We start from the raw sequence: 13,811 nt of genomic DNA on the forward strand, positions 1-13,811 counted from the left end.
TCGGTCAGCGCCCCGTCAAGCCGCCACCGCAGGCTTCGAACGCGCTACATCAAGCGTGTTCAGCACGCGCCGCAACGCATCGACCGCCGCGTCGATCTGCGCACGTTCGATCACCAGGGGCGGCGCCAGGCGCACCACCGTGTCGTGCGTGTCCTTGGTGAGCACGCCCTCGTGCATCAGCGCCTCGCACACCTCGCGCGCCGAAGCGAACGCCGGGTCGATCTCCACGCCGATCAGAAGACCACGCCCGCGCACCTCGGTGATGGCCGCGTGGCCAAGCGCATGCAGCCGCGCGATCAGGTACTCGCCCATCTCGTGGGCGCGCTGTGCCAGCGTGCCGTCTTCGAGGAGCTGTAGCGCAGCCCGCCCCACGGCCGCGGCCAGCGGGTTGCCGCCGAAGGTGCTGCCATGGTCCCCGGGAGTGAAGAGTGCCATCACGTCGTCACGCGCCAAAAAGGCGCTCACCGGCAGCAGCCCGCCGCCGAGCGCCTTGCCGAGCACCAGGCCATCGGGGCGGATGCCGTCGTGGTCGCAAGCCAGCAGTGCACCGGTGCGGCCAAGCCCGGTCTGCACCTCGTCGCAGATCAGCAGCACGTGGTGGCGCGTGCAGATCTCGCGCACCGCGCGCAGGTAGCCCGGCGGCGGCACCACGATGCCGGCTTCGCCCTGGATGGGCTCGACCAGGAAGGCCGCAGTCTCGGGCGTGATGGCCGCCTCGAGGGCCAGGGCGTCGCCATAGGGCACGCTGGCGAAACCGGGGGCAAAGGGGCCGAAACCGTCGCGGTACTGGGCCTCGCTCGAGAAGCCGACGATGGTGGTGGTGCGCCCGGCGAAGTTGCCTTCAGCCACCAGGATTTGCGCCCGGCCCTCGGGCACCCGCTTCACCTTGTAGGCCCATTTGCGGGCCGCCTTGATGGCGGTTTCAACCGCCTCGGCGCCGCTGTTCATCGGCAAGGCGCGTGGCATGCCGGTCAGCCGGCACAGGAGTTCGAGAAACCCGCCGAGCTGGTCGGTGTGGAAGGCCCGGCTGGTGACGGCCAGCCGCTGCGCCTGCTCGGTCAGCGCGTTCACCAGCACCGGGTGGCTGTGGCCAAAGCTTACGGCAGAGTAGGCCGACATCATGTCGATATAGCGGCGGCCGGTGTCGTCGAACAGATGAACACCCGCGCCGCGGGTGAGCACCACCGGCAGCGGGTGGTAGTTGTGGGCGCCGTGGCGGGCTTCGAGGTCGATCGCCGAGGTGGCGCGCGCACGCTGGCGTAGCGCCGTGGCACGGGCAGCAGTCGTCATGGGTGTGTCCTTGCGGGTCATCCCAGACAGTCTAGGCAAGGCCTGGCGAAATTTGCATTCCATTTATTGCATACATAGACTCCATGGCGCATGAAACATGCACTGAAATGGAAGCACATATGCCAGAAACAGAACTCGACGCCCTGGACCGCAAGATTCTCACGGCACTCCAGGCCGACGGCCGCGCCAGCAACGTGGAGTTGTCGGCGCAGGTGCACTTGTCGGCCCCGCAGTGCTTCCGTCGGGTGCGCGCACTCGAAGAACGCGGCGTCGTTCGCGGCTACCGCGCTCTGGTGGCACCCCAGGCGCTGGGCCTGGGCGTGATGGCCTACGTGAGCCTCAACATCGACGGCGGGCAGTTCGGGCGGGTGCGCGAGATCGAGGCGGACATTCGCACCTTCCCGCAGATCCTTGAATGCCACACGGTTTCTGGCGACAGCGATTACTTACTCAAGGTGGTGGCACGCGACCTCAAGAGCCTGAGCCAGTTCCTCACCGACCAGCTGATGCAGGTACCCGGCGTGGATGACGTGCGCTCGATGATCTGCCTGGAGGAGATCAAGGCGCCCTCTGCTCTGCCGGTCGACCTGTGATCCCGGCGGGGGTCCCAGAGCCTGCATTGCAGTACAAATGCGCTTGATTGATCCGCCAATCGCACGAAGGCGGCGAATAGCGATGGCTTTGCGTATGGTCAATAACTATATTGATCCCACCCAAGCCCATCTGGCGCCGCCATGTCCTCCCTCGATTCTTCCGACACCTACCCGTTCAGCCTGGAGACCTCGGCGACCGACGCCGTCGACGGGCCGCACAAGCGCGACCTGATCGCCGGCCTGGAAAAGGGCCTGGCGGTGATCGAAGCCTTCGACCAGGACCGCCCGCGGCTCACGATCAGCGAAGTCGCCACCCGCTGCAGCCTGACCCGCGCCGCGGCGCGCCGCTACCTCATCACGCTCGAATACCTGGGCTACGTGACAAGCGACCGCCGCATGTACTCGCTCAGCCCCAAGGTGCTGCGCCTGGGCCAGAGCTACATGCACTCGGCACGGCTGCCGCGCATCGTGCAGCCCGACCTGCACAAGCTCGCCTACGCGTTGAAAGAGGCCTCGTCGGCCGGAGTGCTCGAAGGCAATGACGTGATCTGCATCGCCGCCACCGAGGCCGGCCGCCTCGTCTCGGCCACGCTGCAGCCCGGCACGCGCGTGCCGGCCTACTGCACCGCCAACGGCCGCGTGCTGCTCGGCGCCAAGACGCCGGCCGAACTCGACGCGTGGCTGGCCCAGCAGAAGTTCGAGGCACGCACGCCGCACACCGTCACTGACCCGCAGCAACTGCGCGAGGCGATCGAGCACGCGCGCAACAAGGGCTACGCCATCGTCGACCAGGAGTTCGAACTGGGGCTGCGCACCATCTCCGTCCCGCTGAAGAACTTTCGCGGCGAAGTGCTCGCGGCCATGAACATCAGCGTGCAAGCCTCGCGCGTGAGCGCTGCGCAACTGATCGAGACCTGCCTGCCGCCATTGCTGCAAGCGCAGGCCGGCATGCGCAGCACGCTCTGACGGGGCGGCCATGAGCACGCCGCAACGCGTTCAAGTCGCCATCGTCGGCGCCGGGCCCTCGGGCCTGCTGCTCGGCGCCTTGCTGCACCAGGCGGGTGTCGACGCCATCGTGCTGGAGCAGCGCAGCCCCGACTACGTGCTCGGCCGCATCCGCGCCGGCGTGCTGGAGCAAGGCACCGTCGACCTGATGGACCGGCTGGGCCTGGGCCAGCGCATGCATGCCGAAGGGCTGGTGCACGAAGGCTTCAACCTCGGCTACCGCAACTCGCACCACCGCATCGACCTGCACGCGCTCACTGGGGGCAAGGACGTGATGGTCTATGGCCAGACCGAACTCACCCGCGACCTGATGGACGCGCGCACCAGCTGGGGCGCCAAGACCGTGTACGAAGCCGAGAACGTGCAGGTGCACGGCTTCGACGGCAATGCGCCCACCGTGACCTACATGAAGGACGGCCGCACGCACGAGATCCAGTGCGACTACATCGCGGGCTGCGACGGCTACCACGGCGTGAGCCGCGCCAGCGTGCCGGCCTCGGCGCTGAAGACCTACGAGCGTGTCTACCCCTTCGGCTGGCTGGGCGTGCTGGCCGACGTGCCGCCGGTGGCTCACGAGTTGATCTACTCGAACCACGAGCGCGGCTTTGCGCTGTGCAGCATGCGCTCCAACACGCGCAGCCGCTACTACATCCAGTGCGCGCTCGACGACAAGGTCGAGAACTGGAGCGACGCCGCCTTCTGGGACGAACTGCGCTACCGCCTCGACCCCGAGGCCGCCGAGAGCATGGTCATCGGCCCGTCGATCGAGAAGAGCATCGCGCCGCTGCGCAGCTTCGTCGCCGAGCCCATGCGCTTCGGCCGCCTGTTTCTCGTGGGCGACGCGGCGCACATCGTGCCGCCCACCGGCGCCAAGGGCTTGAACCTCGCCGCGAGCGACGTGCACTACCTGGCCCTCGGCCTGATCGAGCACTACCAGGACAAGAGCCCTGCCGGGCTCGACGCCTACAGCGGCCGCGCGCTGCGGCGCGTGTGGAAGGCCGTGCGCTTCTCGTGGTGGTTCACCTCGCTGATGCACAAGTTCCCGGACGGCGGCGAGTTCGGCCAGAAGATCCAGGAGGCCGAGATCGACTACCTGCTCGGTTCGCAGGCAGCCATGACATCGCTGGCGGAGAACTACGTGGGGTTGCCGCTGGAGGCGTAGGGCGGTGTGATCCCCCACCAATCAGAGGGCACTGCACAGAGGAGTTTCGCGCCCCCATGCTGCGGCCCTCGCTCCCTCGCCGACGCCCGGCGAGCCTTGGCGCCCTGCCAACAAATTCCGGATCTGTTGCCCGCACTGGCGTAGCTTTCAGTTGGTAACCCCTTGCCTGCGCGGCCTTCGGGCACGATGCCGCGCACAAGGGAGAGACCGACATGAAGCAACAACAGCCTGGCCGACAACACCTGCGGGTGCTGGCCCTCATCGCCGCCACCGCACTGCTCGCCGCCTGCGGCTCAGGTGGTGACGACGAAACCGCGGCGCCTGCGCAGCAGACGCCAGCGCCGGTGGACGTGGTGCCGACGCCGTCGCCCATCCCCACGCCGCCGCCCACACCGCCGGCGGGCGCCATCGTGTACTACCTGTCCGACTGCCAGGCAGGCGCCAGCGCGGGCTGCGTGGCCGGCAACGACAGCAATGCCGGCACCAGCGCGTCTGCGCCCAAGCGCACGCTCGCCGGCATCAACCTCGACACACTGCCCGCGGGCAGCCAGATCCTGTTCGCCCGCGGTGGCGCGTGGACGGGCTTCAACGTGCAGGTGCACAACCTGAACGTCACCGTCGCCGCGCCGCTGGTGTTCGACAGCTACGCACCCGCCTGGGGCGGCACCGCGCGGCCCTGGATCACGGCGGGCGGCACGTTCTATGCCTTCCAGACCAGCCACTACAACCGCACCGAAGACTCGGGCGGCTACATGATCCGCAACCTCAAGCTCGACGGCGGCGGCACCGTGCAATGGGGTGTGCACCTGCGCAACCGCTCGCACGACATCCTGATCGAGAACCTCGAGATCACCGGCTTCCAGATCGGGCTGCACTTCCAGAACGACAGCCCGATCGGCAACGTGGCGGTGCGCGCCAACCACATCCATCACAACTCGGACATGGGCATGTTGGGGAGCTCGAACAACCTCAGCTTCGAAGGCAACCACTTCGAAGCCAACAACTTTTCGGGCAGCGGCTTCAGCCACGCGATCTACCTGGGCGGGCACGGCACGCACGGCGTGATCCGCAACAACACATTCACCTCCAACTCGGTCTGCACGCGCGCACCGTGCGCCGACGGCAACCCGCCCGATTCGCGCACCTGCCGCGGCGGCAACGTCACCGTGCACGGCCAGTGGGACGACCTGCTGATCGAAGGCAACACCATCAACCACCAGGCAGGCACCGACGGCTGCTACGGTTTCTCGATCACACCGGGCTATGACTCGGCCGAGTACTTCCGCCGCGTGGTCCTGCGCAACAACACGGTCGCGAACGTGGGCTGCGGCATCTGCGTGGGCGCCTCGCAGGGGCCGCTGATCGAGAACAACCTGCTGATCAACACACAGGGCAGAAACCTGAGCCCCGTGGTGCTGGGCGCGAACGTCACATCACGCGGCCACCTCGGCGACGACGTGGATGACACAGCCACGGTGCGTGGCAACACCCTGTGCAGCACCTACGCGAGCCAGGGCAGCCAGTTCGTCATTGCGATCAACGCAGGCACGTTCTCGAACACAGGCAATGTGATCCGGACGGGAGCCGAGGCGAGCTCAGGCATCTGCGCCCGTTGAGTTGGCCCCTCTCGAACGACAAGGCGAAGCGAAGCGAAGCGAACCGATACCCGATACCCGATACCCGATGCCCGATGCCCGATGCCCGATGCCCGACCTCTGACTTCGCGCCGCTGTCCGAGCGCAGCGGCCGAAGGCCGCGTAGCGAGTTCGGCGCGAGCCCCTAAGACCGAGCAGCGCAGAGAAGTCCGCCCTAGGCGGACCGGCGAACGGGGTGCCCTTCTCTTTGGTTACTTTCTCTTGGGCAAGCAAGAGAAAGTGACTGCGCCGCCGGGCGCACATCCCGGCAACAGCCTCACGCAGTGATCCGCTGCGGCATGCGACTGCAGGCACGGGCCTTCGATCCGCGAAGCGGACCCCGTCCTGAGCCTGTCGAAGGGTCAGGCTGGGCGGTTCTCGTCATGCGACACCATGCAGTGCAGTGCAGCCTGATGCGATGCGCCACACCACCAAACCGGAACTCATCCCTTCGCCACCGCCAACCACCGCTCCAACTGCTCCGGCGCCGCCAGCAGCGCCGCACTCTCATCCCGATGCACCACCGACCCCCGGTCCAGCACCACCGCCTGGTGCGTGATCGGCAGGATCATGCGCGGGTTTTGCTCCACGATGATGGCCGACATGCCTTCGTCGCGCACCACGCGGGCGATCGAGCGCAGCAGTTCTTCCACGATGATCGGTGCGAGGCCTTCGAGCGGCTCGTCCAGCAGCAGCAGCTTCGGGTTCAACACCAACGCTCGCGCCACGGCCAGCATCTGCTGCTCGCCGCCCGACAACTGGTTGCCCATGTTCGACTTGCGTTCGGCCAGGCGCGGGAACATCTCGTACGCGCGCTGCACCGTCCACGGCCCCGGCCGTGCGACGGCCGTCAGGTTCTCGTCCACCGTGAGCGACTTGAAGATGTTGCGCTCCTGCGGCACCCAGCCGATGCCGGCGGCGGCGCGGTGGTGTGGCGGCAAGTTCGTGATCTCCTGCCCACCGAGCCAAATGCGCCCGGCATGGCGGCGCGTCACGCCCACCAGCGTGTTCATCAGCGTCGTCTTGCCGGTGCCGTTGCGGCCCAGCAGCGCGAGCGACTGGCCGGCTTCGAGCGCGAGGTCGATGCCCTGCACCACCACCGCTTCGCCGTAGCCCGACTTCAGGCCTTCGACCTTCAACAGTTCAGCCATGGCCGCCCTCGCCGAGGTAGACCGCCTTCACGCGCGGATCGGTGGAGATGCTCGCCACGTCGCCCTCTGCGAACAGCGAGCCGTTGACCAGCACGGTCACCGTGCGGGCGAAGTTGAAGACGAGGTCCATGTCGTGTTCGATCAGGAGGATGGTCACCTCCGGCGGCAGCGCGTTGATGGTGTCGAAGATCTCCTGACGCTCGCCCTCGGGCACGCCGGCCACCGGCTCGTCGAGCAGCAGCACGCGCGGCTCGCTGGCAATGGCGGTGGCAATCTCGAGCAGGCGGCGCTTGCCGTAGGCGAGGTGCTTGACCTGCTGGTCCATCACGTCGTCGAGGCGGAACTGCTTGAGCAGCACGGCGCAGCGCTCGGCCACGCGTGGGTCGCTGCCCAGCGGCTTCCACCAGCGCGCGCTGATGCCGAGCTGCGCACTCACCGTGAGCGCGAGCGATTGCAGCGGCGTGAGCTCGTTCCAGAGCTGGTTGATCTGGAAGGTGCGCACGATGCCGCGGCGCACGCGCTGATGCGGGGCGAGCTTGGTGATGTCTTGCCCGTCGAGCGAGATGCGGCCCGAGGTGGGTTCCACCACGCCGGTGAGCAGGTTCACAAGCGTGGTCTTGCCGGCGCCATTGGGGCCGATCAGCGCATGGCGCGCGCCCTTCTCGACCTTGAGCGAGACATCGTTGGTCGGGACGATGCCGCCGTAGCGCTTCAACAGGTTGTGGGTTTCCAGCACGATGGTGCTCATGCGCCACCTCCGCGCTTGAACCAGGTCCACGGGCGGATCAAACGTTCACGCCCGACCAGCATCAGCACCACCAGGAACAGGCCGAGCCAGAAGGTCCAGTACTGCGGCGTCCACGCGGAGATCACGTCGTGCAGCAGCTTGAAGATGATCGCGCCGAAGATGCCGCCGTAGAGGTAGGCCGTGCCACCGATCACCAGCACCAGCACGAGGTCGGCGCTGCGGTGGAACTCGAAGCCGTCGAGCGAGGCAAAGCCCGAGGTCTGCGCCATCAGCGCGCCGGCCGCACCGGCGATCGCCGCGCCCAGCGTGTACACCGCCACCAGCCGCAGGTGCACCGACAGGCCGATGGCCGTGGCGCGCAGGCGGTTGTCGCGCAGCGCCTTGAGCGAGTAGCCGAAGGGCGAGTGCACCACGCGCCGCGTGATGAGCACGCAGATCGCCAGCACTGCAAGGCTGTAGGCATAGGCCGTCTTGCCGTAGAGATCGAACTCGAAGTGCCCGAGCAGCGGGCCCATCATCACGCCCTGCAGGCCGTCGGCGCCGCCGGTCAGCCAGTCGAGCTTGTTGGCGAGCTCGTACAGCACCGCGGCCACGCCGAGCGTGATCATCAGCCGGGTGAGGTCGGAGCCGCGCATGATGAGCACGCTGCACACGGCGCCCAGCACCGAGGTCGCCGCCACCGCCACCACCAGCCCAACCAGTGGGTCGGGCATCACGGACTTGGCGAACAGCCCGGCCACGTAGGCACCGAATCCGAAGAAGGCGGCATGGCCGAGCGACACGATGCCGGCGTAACCGAGGATCAGGTCGAGCGAGACCGCGAACAGCGCCAGGATCGCGATCTCGTTCAGCAGCAGCGCGTGGCTGCCCGAGAAAAACACCGAGGCCAGCGCGACCACGCCGAGCGCGATCTCCCACCAGCGCCAGCCGGCGTTGGCGCGCAGCGAGGCGCGCACCTTGTCCAATGCGGTGCCGGCGCTCATTTCGAGCCCTTCTGGCCGAACAGGCCCTGCGGGCGCCAGGTGAGGATCGCAATCATCAAGGCGTAGACGATGAAGGCGCCGAGCTTGGGCGCGTAGTACTTGCCGAACACGTCGGCGATGCCCAGCAGCAGCGCCGCGAGCAGCGGGCCGGTGATGGTGGTGGTGCCGCCCACCGACACCACGATCAGGAAATACACCATGAACTTGAGCGGGAAGATCGGCTCCAGGCCCAGCACCTCGGCGCCCAGCGCGCCGCCCAGCCCGGCCAGGCCCGAGCCCACCGCGAAGGTCAGCAGAAAGACCTGGCTCACGTTGATGCCCAGGCCCTGCGCCACGCGCGGGTCATCGACCGCGGCGCGCAAGCGGCTGCCGAAACGGGTGCGGCTGAGGACCATCTGCAGCGCCACCGTCAGCAGCCCGCACACGACGATGATGAAGAGGCGGTACTTGCCGATGCCCACGTCGGCCAGGTCGAAGCGGCCCTGCAGCCATTCGGGCACCGAGATCATCTGCTGCTGCGAGCCGATGATGTAGTCCACGCCCGTCACCGCCATGAACACCAGGCCGATGGAGAACAGCACCTGGTCCAGGTGCGGGCGGTTGTACATCGGGCGGTACAGCGTGCGCTCGAAGGCGGCACCCAGGACCGCCGTGAACAGGAACGCGATCGGCAGCGTGGCGAGAAACGGCACGCCCAGGCGGTTCATCAGCAGCACGGTGGTGTAGCCACCGGCCATCGCGAAGGCGCCGTGCGCGAGGTTGATGAAGTTCATCAACCCCATGGTCACCGCGAGGCCCACGGAGAGAACGAACAGCAGCATGCCGTAGGCGATGCCGTCGAAGAGGAGGGTCAGCATGAGGAAAACATGGCGGGGACGGCGCACACCACCGTCCGCTCAGCCTGAGGTATCGAAAGCCCGCTCGGTTGAAGCATGGTGCAGGCCTTCAATACCTCAGGCTGAGCGGGCTGTGGACTGAGCGGGGAGGGTGGCGTGCGCGGAGACAGGCTGAGCGGCGTTTGATGCGCGATCAGCCTGGAAGGCTTACTTGGCGCCGAGCTTGCCCGGGTCCTTGACGGCCTTCTGCACGTCGAACTCCTGGTTCCACAGCTGGCCACCCACGCGCTCGACCTTGCGGATGTAGATGTCGTGCACCACGTCGCGCGTCTGCGCATCGATCATGACCTGCCCGCGCGGGCTCTCGAAGACCTGGCCCTTCATCGCGGCCAGCAGTTCGTCGCCGCCGCCCTTGCCCTTGGTGGCTTCGAGCGCCTTGTAGATCACGCGCATGCCGTCGTAGCCCGCCACCGCCATGAAGTTGGGGCGGAACTTGTTGGCGGCCTCGAAGGACTGCACGAACTTCTTGTTCAGCGCCGAGTTGTGCGAAGCCGAGTAGTGCTGCGCGGTCACGACGCCGAGTGCCACGTCGCCCATGTCGTTCAACTGGTCGTCGTCGGTGATGTCGCCGGTGCCGATCAGCTTGATGCCCGACTTGTCGAGGCCGCGCTCGGCGAACTGCTTCATGAAGGCCGCGCCCTGGCCCGAGGGCAGGAAGACGAACACCGCGTCGGGCTTGGAATCACGCACCTTCTGCAGGAAGGGCGCGAAGTCGGGGCTCTTCAGTGGCGAGCGGATCTCGGCCACGATCTCACCGCCGTTCAGCTGGAACTGGCTCTTGAAGTACTTCTCGGCGTCGATGCCGGGGGCGTAGTCGGCCACGAGGGTCACGACCTTCTTGATCTTGTTCTTGCCGGCCCATTCGCCCATGGCGACCGCAGCCTGCGGCAGCGTGAAGCTGGTGCGCACGATGTAGGGCGAGGCATTGGTGATGGCCGAGGTGGCGGCAGCCGTCACGACCATCGGCGTCTTGCTCTGCGTGGCGATGGGCGCGGTGGCCATGGCCAGCGGGGTCAGGCCGAAGCCGGCCAGCACGTCGACCTTGTCATTGACCACCAGTTCCTGCGCCAGGCGGCGGGTGGAGTCGGCCACGCCGGCGTCGTCCTTGATGATGAGTTCGACCTTGCGGCCGGCCACGGTGCTGCCGTTCTGCGCCATGTAGAGCTTGGCGGCGGCCTCGATCTGGCGGCCGGTGGAAGCCGACTGGCCGGTCATGGGCAGGATGAAGCCGATCTTGAACGGGGCCGCCTGCGCGAAAGCTTGCGGCACGGACAGTGCAAGCGCGACGGGGATGAGCCCCTTCAGGAGCTGGCGTTTTTGCATGAGGATGTCTCCGTGGATTCGGGTGGGGCCGACTGTGCGCCAAGCGCGCAGCGTTCTGCAATCGGGGTGTGTGACTAGCAGCTATGCCGTAGTGGCATGGCAGTGACTCAGCTCACAAAAAATGGGCATGTGTGCAATCTGCCTCACGCGGGCAGCGTCTCGGCGCGGTAGGCGGTGTCGAGCACCACGCCTCCGCCACTGACGCGCGACACGCAGGCGCACAGCCGCTGGTTGGCCTGGTGCTCGTGCGGGCTGAAGAACACATCGCGGTGGTCGATGTCGCCCTGCACCGAGATCACGTCCATCGCGCACAGGCCGCACTCGCCCTTGCAGCAGTCGGAGAGCGTCTCCACACCGGCTTCGCTCAGCACGTCGAGCAGGCTGCGGTCGGCCGGCACCTCGATGCGCAGCTTGTGGCGCGGCAGCTCCACCCAGAACGGCTGCGCCTCGTGGTGGCCGCTGTTGCCGAATGTCTCGAAGCGCAGGTCGGCCGGGGGGCGGCCGGCGCCGTGCCAGGCTGCGCGGGCGGCGTCGAGCATGGCGAGCGGGCCGCACACGAGCATTTGCGCGCCGGGTGCGAGCGCGGCGATCTCACGCTCCAGGCTCAGGCGCTCGCCGGCCTCGCTGCAAAAGGTCTGCAGGCGCTCGCCCAGCGCGCGCTGCAATTCATCGGCGTAGACCAGTTCGTCGCCGCAGCGTGCGGCGTAGCGCATGCGGACGTCGGCGCCTTGCGCCACGAGCATCTGCGCCATGCCGACGAGCGGCGTGATGCCGATGCCGCCGGCCACCAGCAGCACCTGCGGCGCACCGCGCAGCAGCTCGAAGTGGTTGTTGGGCTCGCCGATCGACAACTCGGCGCCGGCCTCCAGCCCCCACATGTGGCGAGAGCCGCCGCGCCCGGGCTCGGCGCGCTTGACGGCGATGCGGTACACGTGGGGGTCGGGTTGGCCGACGAGCGAATAAGAGCGCGTCTCGGTGCGGCCGTCGATCACCACCTGCACCTTCAGGTGGCTGCCCACCGTCCAGGGCTTCACGCCGCCTTCGGGGCGGATCTCGAACTCGCGCACGGTTGGGCTCAGGTCGCGGTGGGCGCGGATGTGCGCGGGGTGCCAGGCTTGGCTGTTCTTCATGGTGTGGACTTTCCTATCGCGTGGCGTCAACGCCCTGCGCGGCGGCGGATCAGGCTCGCGCCGGGCAGCTTCTGCAGGCTCTGGTGGCTTTGCAGGGCCTGCCTGAGGTTCTGGTGGGCGATGCGCGCGTGTTCGCGCATCAGGGCTTCGGCGCGCGCGCCCTCGCGCTGCACGATGGCGTCGAGCACGGCACGGTGCTGGGCCTGTGCGACGACAAGGATGTCGCGCGCATCGGGGCCGGTGGAGCGCGCCATCACGAAGCCGTTGGGCGAAGCGAAGGGCAGCGTCTTCGCGCGGTCGAGCTGGCGCGAGAGGAGCGCGCTGCCCGACATCTCGCACAGCAGGTCGTGGAAGCGGCCGTTCTGCTCGACATAGCCGTTGAACTGGTCTTCGCTCAGCTCGGGCAGCGCCAGCAGGTCGTCGATGCGGGCGATGCAATCACGGGCTTCGGCCAGCAGCACCGAAGTCACACCGCGCTCGGCGGCCAGGCGCGCAGCCAGGCCTTCGAGCGTGCCGCGCACTTCGATCGCGTCGTGGATGTCGGCCTCGGAGAAATCCTTCACCGCGAAGCCGCCGTTGGGCAGCGCTTCGAGCAGGCCTTCTTCCTGCAACCGCACCAGCGCCATGCGGATGGGCGTGCGCGAGGCGCCGAGCAGGTCCACGAGGGTGAGCTCGGCGATGCGGCTGCCGGGCTTCAACTCGCCGCCGACGATCAGTTCGCGCAGCTTGAGCTGCACGCGCACGGTCTGCGAGGTGCCTGCGTCTTCGACCGCTTCGAGCTTGCTCATGCGGCGGTCCGCAGCGGGATCACTTTCGGTGAACCCGGAGGCGGCGCCTCCTTCTGCACCATCTTGTCGATCAGCTTGCGCGCCCACATCGAGCCTGCGTCGATGTTGAGGTTGTAGAAGGTGTAGCCCGGGTGTTCGTCGATGGCCTGTTGTTGCGCTTCGAGAATGAATTCATCCTCCCGGAAGATGCCCGCCACGCCTTCGCGCAACTCGTGCGTCAGGCGCTGCTCGCTTAAGGAATAGTTGCGCGCGAAGGCCCAGAAGTAATGGCAGGTGGTGGCGGTCTCGGGCGTGATGGTGTTGAGCACGAAGCCGTTCACGCCTTTCGAGCGATCGCCTTGCGGAGAGCCGGTGCCCGTGGGCGCCACGCCCACGTCGATGGCGATGGTGCACGGCGCCTCGAAGCGGATGATCTGCCAGCGGTCGACCTTGCCCTCGTAGCCCGTGGCGTGCTTCAGCTGCCCGGCCCAGAAGGGCGGCGCGTCGATGTTCTCCATCCAGCGCGTAACGGTCGCGGTCTTGTCGCCATGGGTGGCCACGAAGGGCGCCTCGGCCACGGCGCGCTGGCCGATGGACGAGCCGTGCACGAAGGTCTCGTGCGTCAGGTCCATCAGGTTGTCGAGCACCAGGCGGTAGTCGCACTTCACCGTGATCAGCTTGCCGTCGCCGGCCCAGTCGGGGTGGTCGTTCCAGTGCAGGTCGGGCACCTTCGATTCATCGGCGAGCGCAGGGTCGCCGGGCCAGACCCAGATGAAGCGGTGCTTCTGCACCACCGGGAACGCACGCACGCAGGCCGAGGGATTGATGGTCTCCTGCGAGGGCATGTGGGTGCAGCGGCCATCGCCGTTGAACACGAGGCCGTGGTAGCCGCAGGTGATCTCGTCGTCATGCAGCGTGCCCTTGCTGAGCGGCAGCAGGCGGTGCCAGCAGGCGTCTTCGAGGGCGGCCACCGAGCCATCCTTGCGCCGGAACATCACGATCTTCTGGCCGCAGATGGTGCGGCTCAGCAAGGCCGGTTTCACCTCCACGTCGTAGGCGGCGGCGTACCAGGCGTTGAGCGGGAAGGTGGCGAGCGCGGAGGCGGTGGCGGATGTCATGGCGGCGGCTT

13 protein-coding genes are annotated in these 13,811 nt (G+C 67.5%); 4 read left to right on the forward strand and 9 right to left on the reverse strand.

The window, feature by feature from the left end; translation table 11 throughout:
• Window positions 1-15: 15 nt before the first annotated feature.
• Complete coding sequence (rocD, locus tag AC1KAR_RS07820) at window positions 16-1,290, reverse strand: ornithine--oxo-acid transaminase (RefSeq protein WP_480316187.1); 1,275 nt, start codon at window positions 1,288-1,290, stop codon at window positions 16-18.
• 119 nt (window positions 1,291-1,409) lie between these two features.
• Between rocD and AC1KAR_RS07825 the strand changes: the two genes are divergently transcribed.
• The 4 genes from AC1KAR_RS07825 (at window position 1,410) to AC1KAR_RS07840 (ending at window position 5,666) form a co-directional block, all read left to right on the forward strand.
• Window positions 1,410-1,883 carry an Lrp/AsnC family transcriptional regulator gene (locus AC1KAR_RS07825; RefSeq protein WP_480316189.1) on the forward strand — a complete coding sequence of 158 codons (474 nt, stop codon included), beginning with the start codon at window positions 1,410-1,412 and terminating at the stop codon, window positions 1,881-1,883.
• A 141-nt stretch (window positions 1,884-2,024) separates the two neighbouring features.
• A complete protein-coding gene (locus AC1KAR_RS07830) occupies window positions 2,025-2,849 on the forward strand; it encodes an IclR family transcriptional regulator domain-containing protein (RefSeq protein ID WP_480316191.1) in 825 nt (274 codons plus the stop codon).
• Between the two features lie 10 nt (window positions 2,850-2,859).
• A complete protein-coding gene (gene pobA, locus AC1KAR_RS07835) occupies window positions 2,860-4,050 on the forward strand; it encodes a 4-hydroxybenzoate 3-monooxygenase (protein WP_480316193.1) in 1,191 nt (396 codons plus the stop codon).
• Between the two features lie 212 nt (window positions 4,051-4,262).
• Window positions 4,263-5,666, forward strand: coding sequence for a right-handed parallel beta-helix repeat-containing protein (locus tag AC1KAR_RS07840; RefSeq protein WP_480316195.1), 1,404 nt, complete (start codon window positions 4,263-4,265; stop codon window positions 5,664-5,666).
• A 461-nt stretch (window positions 5,667-6,127) separates the two neighbouring features.
• Here AC1KAR_RS07840 and AC1KAR_RS07845 read toward each other — a convergent pair whose 3' ends face one another.
• The 8 genes from AC1KAR_RS07845 to AC1KAR_RS07880 all read right to left on the reverse strand — a co-directional run bounded on the left by AC1KAR_RS07845 (window position 6,128) and on the right by AC1KAR_RS07880 (window position 13,800).
• Window positions 6,128-6,835, reverse strand: a complete 708-nt coding sequence (locus tag AC1KAR_RS07845) for an ABC transporter ATP-binding protein (protein WP_480316197.1) — start codon at window positions 6,833-6,835, stop codon at window positions 6,128-6,130.
• Window positions 6,828-7,583 (reverse strand): ABC transporter ATP-binding protein, encoded by a 756-nt coding sequence (locus AC1KAR_RS07850; protein WP_480316199.1) that lies wholly within the window; start codon window positions 7,581-7,583, stop codon window positions 6,828-6,830. The genes AC1KAR_RS07845 and AC1KAR_RS07850 overlap by 8 nt, the downstream gene beginning before the upstream one ends.
• On the reverse strand, window positions 7,580-8,566 hold the full coding sequence (locus AC1KAR_RS07855) for a branched-chain amino acid ABC transporter permease (RefSeq protein WP_480316202.1): 987 nt from the start codon (window positions 8,564-8,566) through the stop codon (window positions 7,580-7,582). Before AC1KAR_RS07855 ends, AC1KAR_RS07850 begins: the two co-directional genes overlap by 4 nt.
• Complete coding sequence (locus AC1KAR_RS07860) at window positions 8,563-9,423, reverse strand: branched-chain amino acid ABC transporter permease (RefSeq protein ID WP_480316204.1); 861 nt, start codon at window positions 9,421-9,423, stop codon at window positions 8,563-8,565. The genes AC1KAR_RS07855 and AC1KAR_RS07860 overlap by 4 nt, the downstream gene beginning before the upstream one ends.
• Window positions 9,424-9,609: 186 nt before the next feature.
• A complete protein-coding gene (locus AC1KAR_RS07865) occupies window positions 9,610-10,785 on the reverse strand; it encodes an ABC transporter substrate-binding protein (RefSeq protein WP_480316206.1) in 1,176 nt (391 codons plus the stop codon).
• Window positions 10,786-10,928: 143 nt separating this feature from the next.
• Window positions 10,929-11,915, reverse strand: a complete 987-nt coding sequence (locus tag AC1KAR_RS07870; protein ID WP_480316208.1) for a PDR/VanB family oxidoreductase — start codon at window positions 11,913-11,915, stop codon at window positions 10,929-10,931.
• A gap of 26 nt (window positions 11,916-11,941) precedes the next feature.
• On the reverse strand, window positions 11,942-12,703 hold the full coding sequence (locus AC1KAR_RS07875) for a GntR family transcriptional regulator (RefSeq protein ID WP_480316210.1): 762 nt from the start codon (window positions 12,701-12,703) through the stop codon (window positions 11,942-11,944).
• Window positions 12,700-13,800: an aromatic ring-hydroxylating dioxygenase subunit alpha gene (locus tag AC1KAR_RS07880; RefSeq protein WP_480316212.1), complete on the reverse strand. Its 1,101-nt coding sequence runs from the start codon at window positions 13,798-13,800 to the stop codon at window positions 12,700-12,702. The genes AC1KAR_RS07875 and AC1KAR_RS07880 overlap by 4 nt, the downstream gene beginning before the upstream one ends.
• Window positions 13,801-13,811 lie beyond the last annotated feature (11 nt).

The sequence above is a fragment of the Piscinibacter sp. PDB1-1 genome (assembly GCF_056675995.1).

What these genes read in the sequence shown, in the direction of transcription:
- AC1KAR_RS07845 (WP_480316197.1), bottom strand. Translation starts at nt 6,835, where the DNA reads ATGGCTGAACTGTTGAAGGTCGAAGGCCTGAAGTCGGGCTACGGCGAA.
- AC1KAR_RS07865 (WP_480316206.1), bottom strand. Translation starts at nt 10,785, where the DNA reads ATGCAAAAACGCCAGCTCCTGAAGGGGCTCATCCCCGTCGCGCTTGCA.
- AC1KAR_RS07875 (WP_480316210.1), bottom strand. Translation starts at nt 12,703, where the DNA reads ATGAGCAAGCTCGAAGCGGTCGAAGACGCAGGCACCTCGCAGACCGTG.
- AC1KAR_RS07870 (WP_480316208.1), bottom strand. Translation starts at nt 11,915, where the DNA reads ATGAAGAACAGCCAAGCCTGGCACCCCGCGCACATCCGCGCCCACCGC.
- AC1KAR_RS07850 (WP_480316199.1), bottom strand. Translation starts at nt 7,583, where the DNA reads ATGAGCACCATCGTGCTGGAAACCCACAACCTGTTGAAGCGCTACGGC.
- pobA (WP_480316193.1), top strand. Translation starts at nt 2,860, where the DNA reads ATGAGCACGCCGCAACGCGTTCAAGTCGCCATCGTCGGCGCCGGGCCC.
- AC1KAR_RS07855 (WP_480316202.1), bottom strand. Translation starts at nt 8,566, where the DNA reads ATGAGCGCCGGCACCGCATTGGACAAGGTGCGCGCCTCGCTGCGCGCC.
- AC1KAR_RS07840 (WP_480316195.1), top strand. Translation starts at nt 4,263, where the DNA reads ATGAAGCAACAACAGCCTGGCCGACAACACCTGCGGGTGCTGGCCCTC.
- AC1KAR_RS07830 (WP_480316191.1), top strand. Translation starts at nt 2,025, where the DNA reads ATGTCCTCCCTCGATTCTTCCGACACCTACCCGTTCAGCCTGGAGACC.
- AC1KAR_RS07825 (WP_480316189.1), top strand. Translation starts at nt 1,410, where the DNA reads ATGCCAGAAACAGAACTCGACGCCCTGGACCGCAAGATTCTCACGGCA.
- rocD (WP_480316187.1), bottom strand. Translation starts at nt 1,290, where the DNA reads ATGACGACTGCTGCCCGTGCCACGGCGCTACGCCAGCGTGCGCGCGCC.
- AC1KAR_RS07860 (WP_480316204.1), bottom strand. Translation starts at nt 9,423, where the DNA reads ATGCTGACCCTCCTCTTCGACGGCATCGCCTACGGCATGCTGCTGTTC.
- AC1KAR_RS07880 (WP_480316212.1), bottom strand. Translation starts at nt 13,800, where the DNA reads ATGACATCCGCCACCGCCTCCGCGCTCGCCACCTTCCCGCTCAACGCC.